This is a genomic window from Photobacterium halotolerans DSM 18316 (genome assembly GCF_000425165.1).
GTDB lineage: Bacteria > Pseudomonadota > Gammaproteobacteria > Enterobacterales > Vibrionaceae > Photobacterium > Photobacterium halotolerans.
In genome coordinates this window covers 300,723-321,725 of sequence record NZ_KE384321.1, presented here as the reverse complement: position 1 = coordinate 321,725, position 21,003 = coordinate 300,723, and the positions used below count along the sequence as shown (strand labels likewise).

21 protein-coding genes are annotated in these 21,003 nt (G+C 50.8%); 19 read left to right on the top strand and 2 right to left on the bottom strand.

All coding sequences use genetic code 11. From position 1 onward, the window contains the following. Nucleotides 1–27: 27 nt before the first annotated feature. Both cmoA and H511_RS0117320 read right to left on the bottom strand, forming a co-directional pair. Entirely contained in the window at nt 28–756 is a 729-nt protein-coding gene (gene cmoA / locus H511_RS0117325) for a carboxy-S-adenosyl-L-methionine synthase CmoA (protein ID WP_027253448.1), read from the bottom strand. A 168-nt stretch (nt 757–924) separates the two neighbouring features. Further along, complete coding sequence (locus tag H511_RS0117320; RefSeq protein WP_027253447.1) at nt 925–1,800, bottom strand: DUF72 domain-containing protein; 876 nt, start codon at nt 1,798–1,800, stop codon at nt 925–927. Between the two features lie 298 nt (nt 1,801–2,098). Here H511_RS0117320 and aspS point away from each other — a divergent pair, with 298 nt between their 5' ends. The 19 genes from aspS (at nt 2,099) to H511_RS0117225 (ending at nt 20,958) form a co-directional block, all read left to right on the top strand. Next, a complete protein-coding gene (gene aspS / locus H511_RS0117315; protein WP_027253446.1) occupies nt 2,099–3,886 on the top strand; it encodes an aspartate--tRNA ligase in 1,788 nt (595 codons plus the stop codon). A gap of 172 nt (nt 3,887–4,058) precedes the next feature. After that, nucleotides 4,059–4,802, top strand: coding sequence for a YebC/PmpR family DNA-binding transcriptional regulator (locus tag H511_RS0117310; RefSeq protein ID WP_027253445.1), 744 nt, complete (start codon nt 4,059–4,061; stop codon nt 4,800–4,802). Nucleotides 4,803–4,807: 5 nt separating this feature from the next. Beyond that, entirely contained in the window at nt 4,808–5,329 is a 522-nt protein-coding gene (gene ruvC, locus H511_RS0117305; RefSeq protein WP_027253444.1) for a crossover junction endodeoxyribonuclease RuvC, read from the top strand. A gap of 170 nt (nt 5,330–5,499) precedes the next feature. Continuing rightward, nucleotides 5,500–6,957, top strand: a complete 1,458-nt coding sequence (locus H511_RS0117300; RefSeq protein ID WP_027253443.1) for a methyl-accepting chemotaxis protein — start codon at nt 5,500–5,502, stop codon at nt 6,955–6,957. 102 nt (nt 6,958–7,059) lie between these two features. Further along, the gene (gene ruvA / locus H511_RS0117295; RefSeq protein WP_027253442.1) at nt 7,060–7,680 is read left to right on the top strand and encodes a Holliday junction branch migration protein RuvA; all 621 of its coding nucleotides are present in this window, start codon (nt 7,060–7,062) and stop codon (nt 7,678–7,680) included. A 10-nt stretch (nt 7,681–7,690) separates the two neighbouring features. Beyond that, nucleotides 7,691–8,704 carry a Holliday junction branch migration DNA helicase RuvB gene (gene ruvB, locus H511_RS0117290; RefSeq protein ID WP_027253441.1) on the top strand — a complete coding sequence of 338 codons (1,014 nt, stop codon included), beginning with the start codon at nt 7,691–7,693 and terminating at the stop codon, nt 8,702–8,704. Between the two features lie 1,044 nt (nt 8,705–9,748). After that, nucleotides 9,749–11,332 (top strand): cytochrome ubiquinol oxidase subunit I, encoded by a 1,584-nt coding sequence (gene cydA / locus H511_RS0117285; RefSeq protein WP_027253440.1) that lies wholly within the window; start codon nt 9,749–9,751, stop codon nt 11,330–11,332. A 25-nt stretch (nt 11,333–11,357) separates the two neighbouring features. Further along, nucleotides 11,358–12,494 (top strand): cytochrome d ubiquinol oxidase subunit II, encoded by a 1,137-nt coding sequence (gene cydB, locus H511_RS0117280; RefSeq protein ID WP_027253439.1) that lies wholly within the window; start codon nt 11,358–11,360, stop codon nt 12,492–12,494. 11 nt (nt 12,495–12,505) lie between these two features. Continuing rightward, complete coding sequence (gene cydX, locus H511_RS24500) at nt 12,506–12,625, top strand: cytochrome bd-I oxidase subunit CydX (RefSeq protein ID WP_027253438.1); 120 nt, start codon at nt 12,506–12,508, stop codon at nt 12,623–12,625. Beyond that, complete coding sequence (locus tag H511_RS0117270) at nt 12,597–12,923, top strand: cyd operon YbgE family protein (protein ID WP_036759885.1); 327 nt, start codon at nt 12,597–12,599, stop codon at nt 12,921–12,923. The genes cydX and H511_RS0117270 overlap by 29 nt, the downstream gene beginning before the upstream one ends. Nucleotides 12,924–13,144: 221 nt before the next feature. Next, nucleotides 13,145–13,549 carry a tol-pal system-associated acyl-CoA thioesterase gene (ybgC, locus tag H511_RS0117265; RefSeq protein WP_027253436.1) on the top strand — a complete coding sequence of 135 codons (405 nt, stop codon included), beginning with the start codon at nt 13,145–13,147 and terminating at the stop codon, nt 13,547–13,549. Further along, on the top strand, nt 13,550–14,236 hold the full coding sequence (gene tolQ, locus H511_RS0117260; RefSeq protein ID WP_027253435.1) for a protein TolQ: 687 nt from the start codon (nt 13,550–13,552) through the stop codon (nt 14,234–14,236). A gap of 4 nt (nt 14,237–14,240) precedes the next feature. Further along, nucleotides 14,241–14,690 (top strand): protein TolR, encoded by a 450-nt coding sequence (gene tolR, locus H511_RS0117255; RefSeq protein ID WP_237582934.1) that lies wholly within the window; start codon nt 14,241–14,243, stop codon nt 14,688–14,690. 8 nt (nt 14,691–14,698) lie between these two features. After that, on the top strand, nt 14,699–15,745 hold the full coding sequence (tolA, locus tag H511_RS0117250) for a cell envelope integrity protein TolA (RefSeq protein ID WP_027253433.1): 1,047 nt from the start codon (nt 14,699–14,701) through the stop codon (nt 15,743–15,745). A 13-nt stretch (nt 15,746–15,758) separates the two neighbouring features. Continuing rightward, a complete protein-coding gene (tolB, locus tag H511_RS0117245; RefSeq protein WP_027253432.1) occupies nt 15,759–17,105 on the top strand; it encodes a Tol-Pal system beta propeller repeat protein TolB in 1,347 nt (448 codons plus the stop codon). 36 nt (nt 17,106–17,141) lie between these two features. Beyond that, nucleotides 17,142–17,675: a peptidoglycan-associated lipoprotein Pal gene (pal, locus tag H511_RS0117240; RefSeq protein ID WP_027253431.1), complete on the top strand. Its 534-nt coding sequence runs from the start codon at nt 17,142–17,144 to the stop codon at nt 17,673–17,675. A 14-nt stretch (nt 17,676–17,689) separates the two neighbouring features. Further along, nucleotides 17,690–18,439 (top strand): tol-pal system protein YbgF, encoded by a 750-nt coding sequence (ybgF, locus tag H511_RS0117235; RefSeq protein ID WP_027253430.1) that lies wholly within the window; start codon nt 17,690–17,692, stop codon nt 18,437–18,439. A gap of 158 nt (nt 18,440–18,597) precedes the next feature. Continuing rightward, the gene (gene nadA, locus H511_RS0117230) at nt 18,598–19,659 is read left to right on the top strand and encodes a quinolinate synthase NadA (RefSeq protein ID WP_027253429.1); all 1,062 of its coding nucleotides are present in this window, start codon (nt 18,598–18,600) and stop codon (nt 19,657–19,659) included. A gap of 357 nt (nt 19,660–20,016) precedes the next feature. Continuing rightward, nucleotides 20,017–20,958: a TAXI family TRAP transporter solute-binding subunit gene (locus tag H511_RS0117225; protein ID WP_036759883.1), complete on the top strand. Its 942-nt coding sequence runs from the start codon at nt 20,017–20,019 to the stop codon at nt 20,956–20,958. Nucleotides 20,959–21,003: the final 45 nt, after the last annotated feature.

Genomic DNA, 21,003 nt, shown 5'->3' with positions numbered 1-21,003 from the left:
GCGTCAAAGTTACCTTAAATTCGTTAATTACTTGATGGCAAACATAGAGCCGAAGTTGAAGCACTGGAACCAGACTTCTACGCTGCGAAAGCCAATATCGGACAAACGCTCACGGTGGGCCGGAATGCTGTCCGGGCGCATGACATGCTCAATGGCGCTGCGTTTCTGGCTGATTTCCAGCTCGCTGTAGCCGTTGGCGCGTTTGAAATCGTGATGCAGATCGATCAGCAATTCGTGTGCCTGGCCATTCTCAAAGACATATTTTTCAGACAGGATCAGAATGCCGCCCGGACGCAGGCCGGCATAGATCTTTTCCAGTAACTGGCGGCGATCTTCCGGTGCCAGAAACTGCAGGGTGAAATTCAGCACCACCACCGAGGCATTGTGAATATCCACATCGCGGATATCCGCTTCAATAATCTCGGCAGGGGTATCGGAACGGTAAGCGTCAATATGCAGACGGCAGCGTTCCACCATGGCGCGTGAGTTGTCGACACCGATGATCTTGCAACCGGGCTGTTTGATATGACGACGCATGGACAGCGTGGCAGCACCAAGCGAACAGCCCAGATCATAAATCGTGGAATCCGGCATCGCAAAGCGCTCGGCCAGCATGCCGATGGCGGAGATGATATTGCTGTATCCCGGTACAGAGCGTTGGATCATATCCGGAAATACTTCGGCGACGCGTTCGTCAAAGGTAAAATCACCCAACTTATCGATCGGGGCGGCGAACAAATTGTCGTGGCCAGCCATTATCTCTTCCTCACACCTGATATCTGAATCTCGCACGGTTCCTTCCGGCATACCTCGCCGCACGGCGATTTATGGCTATGGGGAGTCCTTCTCCCGCTGAAAAGGCGCGTATTGTAGATAAAATAACGCCAGTTGTCTTGTGGATTTACAGGGCAGGTCAGGCAGGGTTCAGAGCAGTGACACCTGGTCGCCACCTTGCGGCAATTTCAGCTCGGGCAGGTGCCACGCAGTGTCAGCCAGTTGTTGTGCCAGCTGGTGATGAAGCCGGACGGCCAGTTCCGGGGCAAAGTCGTTGTCGGGCGTATGAATGAACAGATAAGGCTGGCGGCCTTCACTCAGCCATAAGGGTAGACGTTGTAACCAGTTGGCAAAAAAGGGATCGTTGGCATCAAGATCCGGATGACCAATGAAACGCACCACAGGGTGCATGGCGGTTGCAATGGCGTGAACCGGCACTCTGGGTTTTTTCTGGTGGGCATCAATAACCGCCTCGCTGGTGGCGGGGGCCGAAAAAACCGGGCGAGTGTCCATGATAATACGGTTGGCCTGGTGCTCGATAAGCAACCGGTTTAGCGCTTTTTCTTCTGCGCCTTTGCTGAAAAAGGCCGGATGACGGACCTCAACCCCAACCGTCAGATCTGACGGCAGCTGTTTAAGAAAAGCGGAGAGCGCAGGCAGCTCTGCCGGTCCGAAGCTGGCGGGCAGTTGAATTTTCCAGATGCCGGTTTTTTCCGCCACAGGGGCCATGACATGGAAAAATTCACCCAACTGGCCCTGGCAGTGCATCAGCTTATATTGATGGGTAATGGTTTTTGGCAGCTTGAAGGTGAATAAAAAATCGTCCGGTGTGGCATCAGCCCAGTTCTGTACTGTGGCCGGCCTGGGTGTGGCATAGAAGGTGGTATTACCTTCGACAGTGGAGAAGGTTTCTGCGTACCGGCTCAACCTTTCTGTGGTAGGACAGCCGCGGCCGTAGAGGCTACGTTGCCAGGGCGCATGTGACCACATTGCCATGCCAATCTTAAGGGGGGAAGAAAAGGGCATTGAAAAACCTTAGTGAATACTTTTTATCCGTCTGGATAAGGGGCTTAGCTGACATTGTGGAGAATATCCCGCCATCTGGTCAACATTCGCGACTGGAATCAGGCTATTTTGCTTGATTTACGCCAGAGGTTTTTCCTACAGTGGTGTTTTTCATTTATAATACCGCGTTATTTTTATTTCGGACGTCAGTCGGGCTGCAGCCGGACACTGAAGATGGCCGAAACTGGCACAGTTGGTGTCTGTCATACCATTTTGGGCGGACACACAGGATTGTAAGTAAACAGATCGGGAAATTCTTATGCGCACCCAATATTGTGGTCACCTGAACAAGTCCCATGCGGGACAAACCGTTGAGCTTTGCGGCTGGGTAAACCGCCGTCGTGATTTAGGCGGTCTTATTTTCATTGATATGCGAGATCGTGAAGGTATCGTTCAGGTAGTGGTTGACCCGGATATGAAAGATATTTTCGAGGTAGCGAACCAACTGCGCAATGAATTCTGTATCCGTCTGACCGGTGAAGTGCGTCAGCGTCCGGACAGCCAGGTCAACAAAGACATGGCGACCGGTGAAGTGGAAGTGATTGCCAAAGGCCTGGAAATCATCAACCGCTCCGATGTGCTGCCGCTGGACTTCAACCAGAAGAACACCGAAGAGCAGCGCCTGAAATTCCGCTATCTGGACCTGCGTCGTCCGGAAATGAGCGACCGTATCAAACTGCGTGCGAAAGCATCCAGCTTCGTGCGCCGTTTCCTGGATGAAAACGGCTTCCTGGATATTGAAACACCTGTCCTGACCAAAGCAACACCGGAAGGTGCCCGTGACTATCTGGTGCCGAGCCGAGTGCACAAAGGCAGTTTCTACGCATTGCCTCAGTCACCACAGCTCTTTAAGCAGCTGCTGATGATGTCTGGTTTTGACCGTTACTATCAAATCGTCAAATGTTTCCGCGACGAAGATCTGCGTGCTGACCGTCAGCCTGAATTTACCCAGATCGATATTGAAACCTCGTTCATGACCGCCGATCAGGTGCGTGCCGTGACTGAGCGCATGGTCACCGAGATGTGGAAAGAGCTGCTGAACGTGGATCTGGGTACTTTCCCTGTCATGAAGTACGAAGAAGCGATGCGCCGTTACGGATCGGACAAGCCTGATCTGCGTAACCCGCTGGAGCTGGTAGACGCTGGTGATATCCTGAAAGATGTCGACTTCAAAGTCTTTGCCGGCCCTGCCAATGATCCTAAAGGCCGTGTGGCTGTTCTGCGTGTACCGGGCGGTGCTGAGCTGTCTCGTAAGCAAATTGACGAATACACCAGCTTTGTCGGTATTTACGGTGCAAAAGGCCTGGCATGGATGAAGGTCAATGACCGCGCAGCCGGTTTTGACGGCGTGCAGTCACCTGTGGCGAAATTCCTGAACCAAGACATAGTGGCCCAGCTGCTGGAGCGCACTCAGGCTGAATCCGGCGATATTCTGCTCTTTGGTGCTGATCGCAAGAATGTGGTCGACGAAGCGATGGGCGCTCTGCGTCTGAAGCTGGGTAAAGACCTGAAACTGACTGACGATTCGGCATGGGCACCTCTGTGGGTGGTTGACTTCCCGATGTTCGAAGAAGACGAAGAAGGTAATCTGCATGCGATGCACCACCCGTTCACCTCGCCGCTGAATATGACCGCGGAAGAGCTGGCGGCCAATCCTGCAACAGCAGTCTCCAATGCCTACGATATGGTACTGAATGGCTACGAAGTGGGCGGGGGTTCTGTGCGTATTCACAACGCAGACATGCAGGCGGCTGTGTTCAACATTCTGGGTATTGACGCGCAAGAGCAGCAACTGAAATTCGGCTTCCTGCTGGACGCACTGAAATTCGGTACGCCGCCGCATGCGGGTCTGGCGTTTGGTCTGGATCGTCTGGTAATGCTGCTGTGCGGCACTGAGAATATCCGTGACGTGATTGCCTTCCCGAAAACCACGGCGGCAGCATGTCTGATGACAGATGCGCCAAGCCTGGCTAATCCTGCCGCTCTTGAGGAGCTGGCAATTGCGGTGAAACTGGCTGCAAAAGACGAACAAAATACCGAAGCCTGATTAATCAGGTTTATCCGGGCTGGCAGCTCTGCCAGCCCGATCACTCTTCAAGACATTGCAGTATGCTTCATACCATCTGATGTACGATCTCTCGCCGTGTTCTGAACAGTGATCAGCGCCTCCCAGTGACGCAGAGCTGGGACAACACCCTCTATAAATCCGGAGCATTGTTATGGCAGGTCATAGTAAGTGGGCCAACATCAAACACCGTAAAGCGGCGCAAGACGCCAAGCGTGGCAAAATTTTCACCAAGCTAATCCGAGAAATCGTGGTGTCGACCAAAGAAGGCGGCCCTGAAACGGAAAGCAACCCGCGTCTGCGGGCTGCTGTTGATAAAGCGCTGTCCAACAACATGACGCGTGACACCATCAACCGTGCCATCAGCCGTGGTGCCGGCGGTGAAGGTGACGACAACATGGAAACCGTGATTTACGAAGGATACGGCCCTGGCGGTACCGCTGTGATGGTTGAATGCATGACAGACAACCGCAATCGCACGGTATCCGGTGTGCGCCATGCGTTCAGCAAAGCAGGCGGTAATCTGGGCACAGACGGTAGCGTTAATTACCTGTTCGAGAAAAAAGGGGTGATTTCCTACGCGCCTGGGCTGGATGAAGACGCCGTCATGGAGGCGGCACTGGAAGGGGGGGCCGATGATGTTGAAACCAATGATGACGGTTCTATCGATGTCTACACCACACCGGCGGATTTTGGCCCGGTGAGAGACGCGCTGGACAGTGCCGGGTTCGAAGCCCAGAACGCGGAAGTGACTCTGGTGCCATCAACCAAGGCCGAGCTGGACGCGGACACTGCACCAAAACTGCTGCGTCTGATTGATGCGCTGGATGATCTTGATGATGTGCAGGAGGTATACCATAACGGGGATATCTCTGACGAAGTGGCGGAACAGTTGTAATATTAATGGCCATTATTTTAGGGATAGACCCAGGCTCCAGAATCACGGGATACGGTGTTATCCGTCAGGTGGGCAGGCAACTTGAATATCTGGGCAGTGGGTGTATCCGCACCAGCTGTGATGATATTCCGGGCCGGCTGCATCAGATTTATGCCGGGGTCACCGAGGTGATCACTCAGTTTCGTCCCGATGACTTTGCCATCGAAGAAGTCTTCATGGGTAAAAATGCCAATTCTGCACTGAAACTCGGGCAGGCTCGCGGCAGTGCGATTGTCGCAGCCGTCAACGCCCATATCCCTGTCAGCGAATATGCGGCCAGATTGATTAAACAGGCGGTGGTTGGCAAAGGCAGTGCCGATAAGGTACAGGTTCAACATATGGTCTGCCATATGCTGAAATTACCGGGTAAGCCTCAGGCAGATGCGGCCGATGCTTTGGCGGTGGCTATCTGTCATGCCCATACCCACAAAACCCTGGTGGCGATGGCGGGTCAGGCTTCTGGCTCTAAACGGGGACGATACAGATAGTCACGCGCTGTTAAGTCGCACTGCCAATATCCCTGTCAGGCATGCGTTCTGTTGGACGGATCAAAAAAAGCAGCCTTGTGCTGCTTTTTTCTTTGTTAATTCATTGTTAACTGAATATAGTGGTCGGAGCTGTTGGATAGTTCATATATAACAATGACAAGGATAACAAAATGTCCCCAGTCGCTTTTTGGCGCGGCCTGTTTTTACCCTCTTCACATCAGTGGCAGGAAGAGCAAGTCCGCCTGGTTGATACCCTGCTATTTTTCACCCTTATATCGTTTTTCGTCGGCCTGTACAGCTGGATAAAGTGGTCGAGTCACGCCCATACCAGTTTGATTATTACTTCTATTACGCTCATCGGATGCGAAATACTGGCCGGTTTGACTGTACGCTGGCTGAAACAGATTGAGCTCGCGGTCAATCTGGGGTTTCTGGGCATGGTCGTCCATGCTGTGAATATCGTGTATCAGAGTGGCGGTATTGTCGTCTCCACTCAGGCATTCTGGATGCCGCTGCTGATTGTGGCTTTTTTTCTGGCGGCCAAACCGGTCACAGCCATGATCTGGAGTGCACTGGTGGTGGTGATCTCTGGCTGGATGATAAAGGAATCGCTGGCCGGTCACGATTTTCCTCACCTGGTACTGACACCGGCAGCAGAACGGCTGGAAACCTGGTCTGGCTTATTACTGCCTTTGATAGTGATAGGTCTCGCTCAGGCCTTTACCGTGCGTCAGCGAGAAGCCGCGCTGGTGAAGTCGTCAGAGGCGGAACGGGCCAGTTATACATTGGCAGAGCAAGCCAAAAAGGGGGAGCAGGTGCTGAGCGGCATTATGGAGCGTGCCAGTGCTAACGCCAGCCAGCTGGCACAGTTAGCCGATGATTTGGAACAGCAGTCTGATGCACTGCATCATCAGGTAAAAGATCTCAATCAAAACTGCCTGTCGCAGGCCAGTGCGGCAGAGCAGATGAGTCAGCAACTCGGGCAGATGACAGAAGGGCTGGATGAATCCGACCGTTCCGTAACCGAATTGCGCCAGCGCAGCCGGACGATAGAAACGCAGGCCCAGCACAGCTCGGCATCACTGAATGCCTCGACCGAAGCTATCGCCCGCATCCTGCACAGTAATAATGAAGTCATGTCGGCCGCAGAGCTGATCACCGCCGTTGCCGAACAGACCAATCTGCTGGCACTGAATGCGGCGATTGAAGCCGCGCGAGCCGGGGAGTCGGGACGAGGGTTTGCCGTGGTCGCCGATGAAGTCCGTAAACTGTCTGCAAAAAGTAATGCCTCCGCCACAGAGATCCGCAGCTTGCTGGAAAAAAGTAAAAATGAAGTGCAGCAGGGACAAAAAGTCATTCATGCCACGGCGTCCGAGCTGGGCGGCATTATTGCCGAGATCACAGGTTTGTCTGAGGATGTTAACCGACTGGCCGATACCCTGGGCATTCAGGTCCAGTCACTGAAAGAGCTCAATCAGGCCAGTACCGAAGTGGCGCACAGCGTGGTGCAGACCAACCAGGTCTCGGATCAGGTGGCCCAGCAGGGTGCCGAGCTGGCCAACCGGGTCGAAACATTAAAAGGACTCGCCGACAGCCTCAATGCGCTGGTGTCACGGCATCAGGTTTGATCTTGTCTGTCATTTGTTGTGACATCCTGATAAAGCGCTGGATATCCATCCAGCGCTTTATTATGCTAGAGCCAATTTAATTTGCGAGATAGAGGCAAGGCAGTGATTGGCCGATTACGAGGAATCATAGTAGAAAAACAGCCACCGGAAGTGGTAATTGAAGCCGCCGGAATCGGATATGAAGTTCAGATGCCGATGAGCTGTTTTTACGAATTGCCGCAAACGGGGCAGGAAGTCACCATAGCCACCCATTTTGTGGTGAGAGAAGACGCCCAGCTGCTGTATGGTTTCAATAAGAAAAGTGAGCGGGATTTGTTTCGCGAAGTCATCAAAGCCAACGGTGTCGGGCCTAAACTGGGTTTGGCTATCCTGTCTGCGTTGACGGCCAGCCAGTTTGTGCTTTGTGTGGAAAATGAAGATATTTCTACCTTAGTGAAGATCCCCGGCGTAGGTAAGAAAACGGCAGAACGCCTGCTGGTTGAAATGAAAGACCGCCTGAAAGGCTGGGGCGAGGGCGATCTCTTTACACCTGCACTGGATACCGCAGCCAGCCAGGCACAGTCTGCCGCTTCCGATAAGAACCGGGCGGAAGATGAAGCGGTGAGCGCCCTGATAGCGCTGGGCTATAAACCTCAGCAGGCTTCTAAAGTGGTGGCTCAGGTTGCTCAGGATGGTATGCCAAGTGAAGCCATTATCCGTGAAGCCCTGCGCTCCATGGTGTAAGTGAGATTGTATGATAGAAGCTGATCGCCTGGTGTCGGGAAGTTATCCGGTTAACCGCGAAGAAGAGGTCATTGACCGTGCCATCCGCCCGAAATTACTGCAGGATTATCAGGGCCAGGACCATGTCCGGGGCCAGATGGAAATTTTTATTCAGGCCGCGAAACTGCGTGCTGAAGCGCTCGATCATCTGCTGATTTTTGGCCCGCCCGGATTGGGTAAAACGACACTGGCTAACATTGTGGCAAACGAAATGGGCGTCAGTATCCGTACCACGTCAGGCCCAGTGCTGGAAAAGGCCGGTGATCTGGCGGCATTATTGACCAACCTTGAAGAAAATGACGTGCTCTTTATCGATGAGATCCATCGTCTCAGCCCTCAGGTGGAAGAGGTGCTCTATCCGGCGATGGAAGATTATCAGCTCGATATCATGATTGGTGAAGGGCCGGCGGCACGGTCTATCAAGATAGATCTGCCCCCTTTTACTCTGGTGGGTGCGACAACGCGTGCCGGCTCGCTGACTTCACCGCTGCGTGACCGTTTCGGGATTACCCAGCGGCTCGAATATTACAAAGTTGCTGATCTGCAGGATATTGTTCAGCGCAGCGCCCGGTGCCTCGGGCTGTCTATGGTGCCGGAAGGGGCGCTGGAGATTGCACGCCGTGCCCGTGGCACGCCGCGTATTGCGAACCGGCTGTTACGGCGCGTACGGGATTTTGCGGAAGTGAAAAGTGATGGCCACATCAGTGAAGAAGTGGCGAGTCAGGCGCTGGATATGCTGGATGTGGACAGCAGTGGCTTTGATTATATGGATCGAAAACTGCTGATGGCGATTATTGATAAATTCATGGGTGGTCCGGTCGGACTGGACAATCTGGCGGCCGCTATCGGAGAAGAAAAGGATACGATAGAGGATGTGCTTGAACCCTATTTGATCCAACAGGGCTTTTTGCAGCGCACACCCAGAGGGCGGATCGCGACGCATCGCGCCTATCTGCACTTTGGTTTGGATATCCCGAACAGCTGAGATGACAGATAACCAAATGTTAAAAACGGAGCCCAAGGCTCCGTTTTTGTTTGTTTTTTACGCATGGTGATTTCGGCTAAACCCGGCTGAGTATTCTAATATCCTTAACATTTCCCTGCTGAGTTTGTGGGCCATACGGGTTAAATCCCAACGACGTCAAAGCCTGAATGCTGGCAAAAAGCCGAAATAATTGAAGCTGGTCAGACGTGGCGGATTTTTCTCTCAGGCCTGGGCTGGGAAGCGATTGTTTAAAACTTGGACATTGATTCAGCAACCACACCGGGAAATGTTAATAGGAATATCTTCCTCTTCGCTTAAGCGTCACAGTTGTTGTGTCTGCCTGTGTGGTGATACCTGCATTGTGAAGTCGTCGTCCTTTTTGTCTTTTGGGTTAGAATAAGTAATCCAAATGTCTGATAGGTTTTATTTTAATTGCACTGTTTTTACGCTGGTTTATTGGTGTTGCCTGCTGTGTTCAATCCATTTTTACCCCGCAGCTTTACTGAGAAAATTTACCCGTTTTTTGTTGTGGATTTATCGTTTTTCAACGTGATTAAATTTGCATTTTTCGTAACTTTATAAGTGAAAAATCACATTTATTTAAAGTGTTAGCTACAAAACTATGCAATTAAGAGAAGTTTGATCTCGCGCATGGAAATAACTTATCTATACGATTTAAATCGCAATCTGCTTAGTGAGTCAGCGCGTTTTTTTATAAATACCTTTGAACCTGTGTGGCGAAGTCAGTAGTATTAGTTTCAGCTTAACCGGTTGTGGTTTTACATTAAAATCTATAATTCGAAACAAGTCTGCAACATCCTGGTTGACGGGTAAATCGCCGGCCAGGAAATCGATGTTGTAAAACCGACAGGCGTGTTCGCTGACGTTTTGCGTAGCCTAACGATGAATAACGCGTTGTAGGGTTATCAATCAATGATTGCTGAAAATTTAACCGATTAGCGGTAGTCTTGAAAAATACTTGCTGGGCGTGCTCGATCAACTATGTCGTACGTTGCCGGGAGACTGGCAACTAAAGGAGTTATCATGTTTGATATCGTCGAACTATCGCGGTTACAGTTCGCTATGACTGCGATGTACCACTTTTTGTTCGTCCCGCTGACTTTGGGCATGGCGTTTCTGCTCGCCATCATGGAGTCTGTGTATGTGATGACCGGAAAGCAAATCTACAAGGACATGACCAAGTTCTGGGGTAAGCTTTTCGCCATTAACTTTGCACTGGGTGTTGCCACTGGACTGACCATGGAATTCCAGTTCGGCACGAACTGGGCTTACTATTCCCACTACGTCGGCGACATCTTTGGCGCCCCGCTCGCCATTGAAGCGCTGATAGCCTTTTTCCTTGAATCCACTTTTGTTGGCTTATTCTTTTTTGGTTGGGATCGACTCAGTAAGCGTCAGCACTTAACGGTGACCTGGCTGGTGGCTCTGGGCTCAAACTTTTCTGCATTATGGATTCTGATTGCCAATGCCTGGATGCAAAATCCGGTTGGTGCTGAGTTCAATTTCGAAACCATGCGCATGGAGATGGTGAGCTTTGCTGAAGTGATACTCAATCCGGTTGCACAGGTGAAATTTGTCCACACTGTGGCATCAGGCTATGTGACAGGCGCTATGTTCATCCTGGGTGTCAGTTCTTACTACATTCTCAAAGGTCGTGATCTGCCGTTTGCCCGTCGTTCATTCGCCATTGCGGCTTCTTTCGGCATGGCCTCTATCCTGTCTGTGATCGTGCTGGGTGATGAATCCGGTTACGAGCTGGGTGATGTCCAAAAAGCAAAACTGGCGGCGATTGAAGCCGAGTGGCACACTGAAGAAGCCCCGGCGGCTTTCACCTTATTCGGCATTCCGAACCAGGAAACCATGCACACCGATTACGCCATTAAGATCCCCTATGTGATGGGTATTATAGCTACGCGCTCATTTGATACTGAAGTCAAAGGATTACGTGATCTTAAAGATGAGCACGAAGTGCGTATCCGTAACGGTATGGAAGCCTACGGCTTGCTTGAGAAACTGCGTGCAGGTGATAAAACGCCTGACAATATCGCCGCGTTCGATGCCGTGAAAAATGACCTGGGTTATGGTCTGTTGCTGAAGCCTTATACTGACAGGGTTGTGGATGCCACCGAAGAGGATATCGCACAAGCGGCGGCCGATTCATTGCCTACTGTCTGGCCATTATTCTGGGCCTTCCGCATCATGGTGGGCTGCGGATTTATCATGCTGGGCGTGTTTGCTGCGGCATTTATCCAAACCTGTCGTCATAAAATCACTGAGAAGAAATGGGTGCTCCGCGCGGCGCTGTACGCTATCCCGCTACCTTGGATCGCCATTGAAGCCGGCTGGTTTGTCGCTGAGTACGGTCGTCAGCCCTGGGCGGTGGGTGAGATTTTGCCTACAGCGATGGCGGCGTCCAATGTGGCCGTGTCGGATGTGCTGACGTCGATGGCGGTCATTATTGCTCTGTATACCTGTTTCCTGATTGCGGAAGTTTACCTGATGCTGAAGTTTGCGCGTCTGGGTCCAAGCAGTCTGAAAACCGGGCGCTATCATTTCGAACAGAATGTGGCACCGCATGACTTAACTGACAACCCGGTCATGAAGTGATCCGAGACGGACAGGAGAATTAAAAATGTTTGATTACGAAGTGTTACGTCTTATCTGGTGGCTGCTGATTGGTGTCTTGTGCATCGGTTTTGCAGTGACAGATGGATTCGATATGGGTGTCGGTGTGCTCACCAACATTATTGGTAAAACAGACACCGAACGCCGCATCATGATTAACGCTATCGCACCGCACTGGGACGGTAACCAGGTTTGGTTGATCACAGCCGGTGGCGCCTTATTTGCGGCCTGGCCGCTGGTTTATGCGACGGCGTTTTCCGGATTTTATCTGGCCATGGTGCTGACAGTAGCGGCCCTCTGGCTCCGCCCTCTGGGCTTTGATTACCGCTCGAAAATTGAAGATCCAAAATGGCGTAACCTGTGGGACCGTGCGATTTTCATTGGCAGCTTCGTTCCGCCTGTGATCTTTGGTGTGGCTTTCGGTAACCTGCTGCAAGGCGTGCCTTTTGTCCTGAGTGAGCTGCTGATTCCGACTTACAAGGGCTCGTTTTTTGGTCTGCTGAATCCCTTTGCATTGCTCTGTGGCGTTGTCAGCCTGGCGATGATAGTGACACAGGGGGCGGTATACCTGCAGATGAAAACCACCGACGAGCTGCATGAACGCGCACGCAACATTGCGCCGATCACAGCGTTAATTACCCTGGTCGCTTTTGTGCTGGCCGGATTCTGGGCGAAAAACCTGGAAGGGTATGTGATCGCGTCAGAGCTTGCAAAAGATGCGGCGTCAAACCCGCTCAATAAAGAAGTGATCCGCCAGACTGGCGCGCTGATGATCAATTTCAATGCTCAGCCGCTGCTGTGGATTGCTCCGGCACTGGGCATTGTGATGCCGCTGCTGACGATTCTGGCATGCCGCATTGAACGGGCCGGGTTTGCTTTTCTGTTCTCCAGTCTGGCCATGGCGGGCATTATTCTTACTTTCGGCTTTGCAATGTTCCCGTTCATCATGCCGTCCAGCGAGATTCCGAACCACAGCCTGACACTCTGGGATGCAACGTCCAGTGAGCTGACGTTGAACATTATGACAGTGGTTGCTTTTGTTATGGTGCCCATCATCCTGGCTTACACCTGCTGGTGTTATTACAAAATGTTTGGTCGTCTCGATAAGCAATATATCGAAGACAATAAAAATTCACTGTACTAAGGAGACTGACTATGTGGTATTTCGCCTGGATTCTGGGGGTCCTGTTAGCCTGCTCTTTCGGTATCATTAACGCACTGTGGTTAGAAACAACAGAGGATATGGATGACAGCAGTCAATCAGACAGTGAGTAATCGCATCGATCTCTGGGTCAGAACAAGCCATGCCTGGCTGGCGCACAGTGTGTTACGTGTGCTGGCCCTGATTATGGGACTGGCAACCGGCGCTCTGGTGATCTGGGATCCAGTCTTGTTCGCCGAGGAGATAGGAGGCTTTGGACCTGTTGTGTCTCCGGCACTTATCTGGTCTTGCTGTACCGCGATTATCTTCGGGGTCGGTTTCGTGCCTCGGCGGTGGTACTGGCAGCTGTTTTTCACGCCTTTTGTCGCCTTACCCATATTGGCGGGTATTTTGTGGCTCCGTCTGAGCTGACAGTATGCATATTACGACACAGCCCGCTATTCTCAGCGGGCTGTGTTTTATGTGGCAGTCTTTCCCGGAAATACCGACAAGGTCAAAAATTGAAAGGAAATAATACATGCTGAAAGTCAGGGGTTTCATTCTCTAAATTAACTCCGGTATAGTTATTGCTGGATTACCTTCTGATGTCATTTTTTTGACGTTGGTTATGCATCATCATTAGTGGTATTGGGATGACGGAAGAAAACGCCTTTGAATGGCCAATCACTATTTATATTGAAGACACAGACACTGGCGGCATTGTTTATCATGCCAATTATCTCAAGTTTTTTGAGCGTGGCAGAACGGAACTATTCAGGAGCTTTGGAGTCAGCTTACAGGACATGTTAGAGCAAGGCTTCAGTTTCGTAGTGCGTCATCTTGAAATTGATTACCTGAAAGGTGCCCGATTAGACGATCAGCTCAAAGTTCGTACCTGGCCGTTAAAGGTGCGTAAAGCCTCCATCGCATTTTGTCAGATTTTAGTAAACAATGAGGGGCAATGCTTGTGTAAAGCTACTGTTCAGGTAGCCTGTGTCGACCCTCATTCAATGAAACCCATTGTGATACCAGAACATATATTGTCGGAGATAGCCTAAGTGAGTGCTGAACTTTCTATTCTGGATTTGTTTTTGCAGGCGAGCCTGCTGGTCAAAATTGTCATGCTGATCCTGCTGGGAATGTCGGTCATCTCCTGGGCGATGATTGTGAAACGTTCACAGATATTGTCTCAGGCAGCCTCAAAAGCCGAGCGTTTTGAAGACCGTTTCTGGTCTGGCATTGATTTATCTCATTTGTTTCAGGAAGTGCAGAGCCGCAAAGACGATCTGAGCGGAACGGAACAGATTTTCTATGCGGGCTTCAAAGAGTTTGCCCGTTTGCACCGTAATAATGGCAAAGCACCTGAATCTGTCATGGAAGGGGCTGGCCGTGCGATGCGTGTATCGCTGTCACGGGAAGTGGAAGAAATGGAAACCAATCTGCCGTTTCTGGCCACTGTGGGTTCAATCAGTCCTTACATCGGCCTGTTCGGTACAGTATGGGGCATTATGCATGCCTTTATTGCGCTGGGCGCTGTGAAGCAGGCCACGCTGGCGATGGTCGCTCCGGGTATTGCCGAAGCATTGGTTGCCACGGCGATGGGCCTGTTTGCTGCAATCCCGGCCGTGATGTTTTATAACCGCCTGACCAACAAGGTTGCCAAACTGGAGCATAACTACGCCACCTTTATGGAAGAGTTCTCCAGCATCCTGCACCGTCAGGCGTTTGCTGCTAACCAGGAGTAACATCATGGCGGTTTATCAACCGAAAAAGCGCAAGATGACGGCGGAAATCAATGTGGTTCCGTACATTGATGTGATGCTGGTGCTTCTGATTATCTTTATGGTGACCGCGCCCTTTGTCACTCAGGGCGTGGATGTCGAGTTACCGGCAACGCATACGGCAAAAACGGCAGCAGAGCTGGCCGGCGAAAACGATAGCGGGGCGCCTATCATTGTCGAGGTGGACAAAGATGGCCAGCTGGGTCTGAGCGTCAATAACGATGACATGATACGTGGCCTGCAAATGACTGAGTTGCTGACGCGCGTTAAAGCCGAATTACAGCTTAATCCGAAAACGCCCGTTATGGTGGGCGGAGACGCCAGAGTCCCTTATTCAGCAATTATCGAAACGCTGGATGCCTTGAATCAGGCAGGTGTCGGCTCTGTGGGTCTGATGACTGAACCGCTGGAGCAGTAGGGAAGTAAATGAAAAACAACAACTATACAGTTGCCATCATCATTTCGTTATTTTTCCATGCTGTACTGTTTGCTGCTCTGATTTGGGGAACGGATTTTACCATGTCGAAGCCCAAGCCACAGGGGTCGACCATCCAGGCTGTTGTTGTCGATCCCGCTTTGGTCAATCAGCAGGCGCGGCAAATTCGTGAGCAGCGAAATGCGGCGAAAAAAGCCGAGCAAGAACGCCTTGAGCGTCTTGAACGTCAGGCGGTGGCACTGGAACAGCAGCGTCAGGCTGAAGAGGAGCGCATTCGTAAGCTGAGAGCGGACAAGCTTCAGGCTGAGAAAGCGGCGCGCGAAGCGGATGCGGAAAGGGCTCGGATTTCCCGGGAAAAAGAAAAAGCAGCCGAAGAAAAACGTCAGGCGGACGAACGTGCGAAGCTGGCTCGCGAAGAAGCCAAGAAAGCCGAAGCGGATCGCCAGGCTAAGTTAAAAGCCAAGCAGGAAGCTGAAGAAGCAACGCGTAAAGCTGAAATTGCGCGTCAGCAGAAAATTGAAGAGCAAAAGCGTGCGGAAGAAGCGGCTCGCCAGGCAGAAGCGGATCGTAAAGCTAAGGTAGCGGCGAAGAAGAAAGCGGAAGAAGAAGCACGTAAAGCCGAAGCCGCCCGTAAAGAAGCCGAACGTAAAGCGGAAGAAGCAAAAGCACTGCAGCGGCAGCAGGAAGCGGCCCTGAATGATATGTTTGCCGGCCTGGAAGCGGAAACTGAGCAACGTGGTAGTGCGAAAGGGCAGTTCATCGCGGATGAAACTGCCCGTTATGGCGAAATTTATAAGCAGATGATCCAGCAAAATTTGCTGTTTGATCAAAATTTCTCGGGTAAAGAATGCAACCTGCAGATGCGACTGTCAGTGAGCGGCCTGCTGCTGGATGTGTCGGATGTGGGGGGCGATACAAGTTTGTGCCGTGCGGCAAAAGCGGCCGTTGTAAAAGTCAGCCAGTTTCCCATGCCAGACGATCCGGCAGTGGTGGAAAAACTGCGTTCAATTCGCTTAACCGTGAAGCCAGTAAGTTAAGAGGGAAAGCTAAATGAAACGTTGGATTTTGGGCTTGTGTGCCGCCCTGCTCACCATGAGCCAACTGGCGCACGCTGAACTGGAACTGGTCATTACTGAAGGAGTCGATTCGGCACGCCCAATCGGTATTATTCCCTTTCAGTGGGAGGGGGGAGGTGCGGCGCCTGTTGATATGGCGTCGGTGATTGCCTCGGATTTACGTCGCAGTGGCAAATTTAGCCCTGTCGCCCCTAATGCAATGCCGCAAACGCCGACCAGCGAAGCAGACATTAATTATGCCGCCTGGACAGCATTGGGTGTGGATGCGCTGGTAACAGGCACTGTCAGCAAGAATGCTGATGGTAATTATGTCATCAATTACCAGCTGATTGACGTGGTGCGCGGTCAGCTCACCAATGGCGAGAGCCGTGGTCTGGAAGACGGTAAGCTGGTTCAGACCAGTGATCACGTTTTGCTGAACAATCGGGCGACAGTCAGAACCAACCGTCTGCGCCAGTATGCCCATCGCATTTCGGATGTGGTTTATGAAAAGCTGACCGGTGAAAAAGGGGCATTCCTGACGCGGATCTCTTATGTGGTCATCGACGATAATTCGGATTATCCGTACCAGCTCCGCATTGCGGATTATGACGGCTATAACGAGCAACTGGTGCTGAAATCCAAACAGCCGCTGATGTCACCCTCCTGGTCTCCTGACGGCAACAAACTGGCTTATGTCAGCTTTGAAAACCAGCAGTCCCAGATTTTTATTATGGACATTACGAATGGCACCCGCGAAATGGTCGCCTCATTCCCTAGACACAATGGTTCACCGCGTTTTTCCCCTGACGGGAAGAAACTGGCCATGGTTTTGTCGAAAAGTGGGAGTTTGCAAGTCTACGTAATGGATTTACAGACCAAAGCAATGAAACAGGTGACGGACGGGCGTGCAAACAACACTGAAGCGTTTTGGGATCCAAGCGGTCAATCTATGATTTTCACGTCAGACAGAGGTGGTAAACCTCAGATATATCGAGTAAATTTAGCTGACGGTTCGACTGAGCGCCTGACATGGCAAGGATCGCAAAATCTCGGTGGTCAGCTGACTCCAGATGGCCGTTACTTGGTAATGGTGAACCGATCGGACTCGGGTTACAACATTGCCAAACAGGATTTGAAAACAGGTGCTGTACAGATTTTGACGAAAACATTTTTGGATGAATCTCCAAGCATTGCCCCGAACGGTGGCATGGTTATCTACAGCTCGGTAAATAACAAATCCAACGAGTTGTCTCTGGTATCTATCGATGGTCGTTTTAAGGCTCGTTTACCAGCTACCAGTGGGCGAGTAAGAGCGCCATCTTGGGGACCGTTCTTATAGGGTTCACTGCAATATAGCGATAAATAAGGAAAAAAAATGCAACTGAATAAAGTTTTAAAGGGTTTGGCAATTGCGCTGCCAATGTTTACTCTGGCTGCTTGTAGTTCTACCGACAGCACAGACAGTTCTGCTGCTCAAACTAACACTGGCGCTGGTACAACTGGCTCAGAAACCACAGTTGTAACACCTGTAGATTCTGGTTCAGCGGCGATGTCAGAGCAAGAAATCCGTAACCAGCAACTGCGTCAGGAACAAACGGTTTACTTCCAGTTTGACAATGCTGAAATTCAGGCCAGCTACCAGGCGATGCTTGAAGCACATGCTGAATACCTGCGTAACAACAGTGATGTGAAAATTGTTGTCGAAGGCCACGCTGATGAGCGCGGTACGCCAGAGTACAACATTGCACTGGGCGAGCGTCGTGCCAATGCTGTTGCTAAATACCTGCAGGCACTGGGTGTGTCTTCAAGCCAGATCTCTATCGTAAGCTACGGTGAAGAGAAGCCGCTGGTACTGGGCCACACTGACGCCGATTACGCTAAGAACCGTCGTTCGGTTCTGGTTTACTGATTAAGGTTATGAAAATGAACAGTAACATGATGCGTTATGTCGCATTAACGTTGCTGATTGGTGCGGCGACCCCTGTGGTCGCCGCACCTGCTCCTGTTTCTGAGCTCAAAGGCAGCTCATCAAGCAGCGAAAGCAGTCTGCAACGTTTAGAACGTATGTTTGAGGCGCGTAGCCAGATGCAACTGGATATGCAGCGTCAACTTGATGAATTGTCCCGTGAAGTTGGCGAACTACGCGGTATGGTTGAACGCAATAGTTATGATATGAAGCAGATGCTGGAACGCCAGCGTGAGCTCTATCGTGAAATTGACAAATTAAGTCGTGAGCAACCTGCTGCTGCCCAAGCTGAGAAAAAGGATGTATCCGGCGGTGAAACCTATGCCGCCAGCGCTGATGAAAATACCGCTTATGAAAGTGCCGTGAATTTAATCCTGAAAGAAAAGGATTATGATGGCGCAGTAACAGCGTTCAACGGATTTTTGTCCGCTTATCCTGATTCTGTGTATGCGGCCAATGCCCATTACTGGCTTGGGCAGCTTTATTTTACCCAGAACAAGATGGCGGATGCTCAAACGCACTTTGAAGCCGTTGCCAGTTTCAAAGACTCCAACAAGCGCGCCGATGCGCTGTTGAAGATGGGTGTGTTAGCCGAGCGCGGCAACAAACCTGATGATGCAAAAAAACTCTATGAGCAGGTGATTGCAGAGTATCCCAATACGGCAACATCCCAGCAAGCCGAAAAAAGCCTCAAAAATCTTAAATAACCGGATATCCGGCTTTGTTACCTCTTCACCGCTAACCTCTCAAAATTGGGTTAGCGGTGTCTGTTTGTCCCTTCTGTGCCTTATCCCGATTAGTATTACAGCGTAATTGCAGTGTATAATGCGCGGATTGTAAGGACGAGCTGATAGAGCAAGACGTAATGAGCCTGACATTTGACCCTTCAGAAATGGTGTATCCATTTCCGCCCAAACCGATTCCACTGACTCAAAGCGAGCAAGTGGATTACAAAGCGAAAATCAAAGTACTGCTTGAAGAAAAAGAAGCGGTATTGATCGCGCATTACTACACCGATCCTGAAATTCAGGCGCTGGCCGAAGAAACCGGTGGTTTTGTGGGCGATTCGCTGGAAATGGCACGATTTGGTAATCAACATCCTGCGAAAACCCTGATTATTTGCGGTGTGCGTTTCATGGGGGAATCGGCCAAGATTCTTACCCCAGAAAAACAGGTGCTGATGCCGACGCTGGAAGCTGAATGCTCTCTGGATTTGGGTTGCCCGGAAAAAGAATTCAGCGAATTCTGCGATACGCACCCTGATCACACTGTGGTGGTGTACGCGAATACGTCTGCGGCGGTCAAAGCACGCGCTGACTGGGTGGTGACATCCAGTATAGCGCTGGAGATTGTCGAACATCTGGATGCCGAAGGTAAGCCGATCATCTGGGGGCCAGACCGCCATTTAGGCAGCTATATCCAAAAGAAAACAGGCGCTGAGATGCTGTTGTGGCAAGGCGAGTGTGTTGTTCATGATGAGTTTTCCGCCAAAGCGCTGAAAGACATGAAGCACCTGCATCCGGATGCGGCTATCCTGGTTCACCCTGAATCACCGGCGAGTGTGGTTGCCTTAGCGGATGCTGTAGGTTCTACCAGCCAGTTGATTAAAGCGGCGAAGAGCCTGCCGCAACAAAAACTGATTGTTGCGACCGATAAAGGCATTTTCTTCAAAATGCAGCAGATGGTGCCCGAAAAAGAACTGATTGAGGCGCCGACGGCAGGCGCTGGTGCGACTTGCCGAAGCTGTGCGCATTGTCCCTGGATGGCAATGAACGGCTTGAAAGCCATTGAAGCGGCTTTGCGCGAAGGCGGCGAGAAGCACGAGATCTTTGTTGATGAAGCCATTCGTGTGAAGTCTCTTATCCCGTTGAACCGTATGCTGGATTTTGCCGCATCACTGCAATTGCAAGTGAAAGGCAACGCCTGATCCTGACAAAACAAGATTCACCGAGACGAAAAGCGACCTTATGGTCGCTTTTTTTTGTATCGGAAGACTTTACATCCTGAGGTGTGGTGAGATTTAACAAGGACCATGAAATCAGATTGTGATAGCACAGAAATTGTGCGGGTGTCAGTCTTTACCGATTCTGGTACCGGTACCGGAGCAGCGGCTTTTACTGACCGGTTTATAACAAAATAAATCAAGCTTGTAACATTTAGTGGTACCTGAGATCTCATTGTCAGTATTTTTTTGTTGATCATATATGCCAACAAGGCAATAACATTTGTAGGATGAATAAAATGCAATAACCCTGTTAAATATCTGAAAACTAGGATCATAACTATGCTGACACAATTCAGAAAAAGCTGGCTGGCCTTCACAACAACAGCACTGCTTACCTTTTCGGTTCAGGCGAGTGCGGAAAATTACACCATAGGAACAGGCAGTCAGAGTGGTACTTATTACCCGTTAGGCGGGATGCTGGCCAAGATCTGGAGTGAGAATATTGATAACTTTGACATGCGGGCTGAGGTGACTGCCGCTTCGGTTGAAAACGTGATCAAAGTGTCCACCCATAAGCAGCTGGCGGGGATCGCGATGGGCAATGTGGTTGAGCAGGCCTATGAAGGCACTAAACCCTTCCCGAGAAAAATGGATGCGGTAGTTTTGTTTGCTCTCTATCCCAATGTTGTCCAGTTTATGGTGCCTGCGGATTCAGATATCCACAGTATTGCTGATCTTAAAGGTAAAAAGGTTTCGCTTGGCGCGCCGGGTTCGGGTACGCGAGTCAGCGCGGTTAATATTTTAAATGCCCTGGGGGTTGAAGAAAAAGATATTCAGGCCCAATCACTCAATTACACCGCGACCACCAGTGCGATTGCCAATGGTCAGATTGATGCCGGAGCCATTGTGGGCAGCTTAGGTGTCGGCGCGATCACTGAGCTGGCATTGACCCGGAATATCCGTATTTTGTCGTTTACCGAAGCGGATATGGCGAAAATCACAGCGGCCAATCCCTCTTATCAATTGATCGAAGCACCCGCTGATACCTATAAGAATGTCGCAAGCTTTAAAGCGCCGGCAATCTGGAATGTGTTAGTGGTCAATAAAGATCTGGATAACAAACTGGCGTATGAAATGACCAAAACCGCTTTCGAGAATATGGACAAGATTCGTAAAACGATCAGCGTGACTCAATATACGACGCTTGAAAATATGAAAAAACTTGATGGTGTGCCATTGCATCCTGGCGCCCAGCAATATCTGGATGAGCAGTCTCAGTAAACATGGGTTGTTTTCAGGGGCAGGGAAGTGCAGACCCGGGTCTGT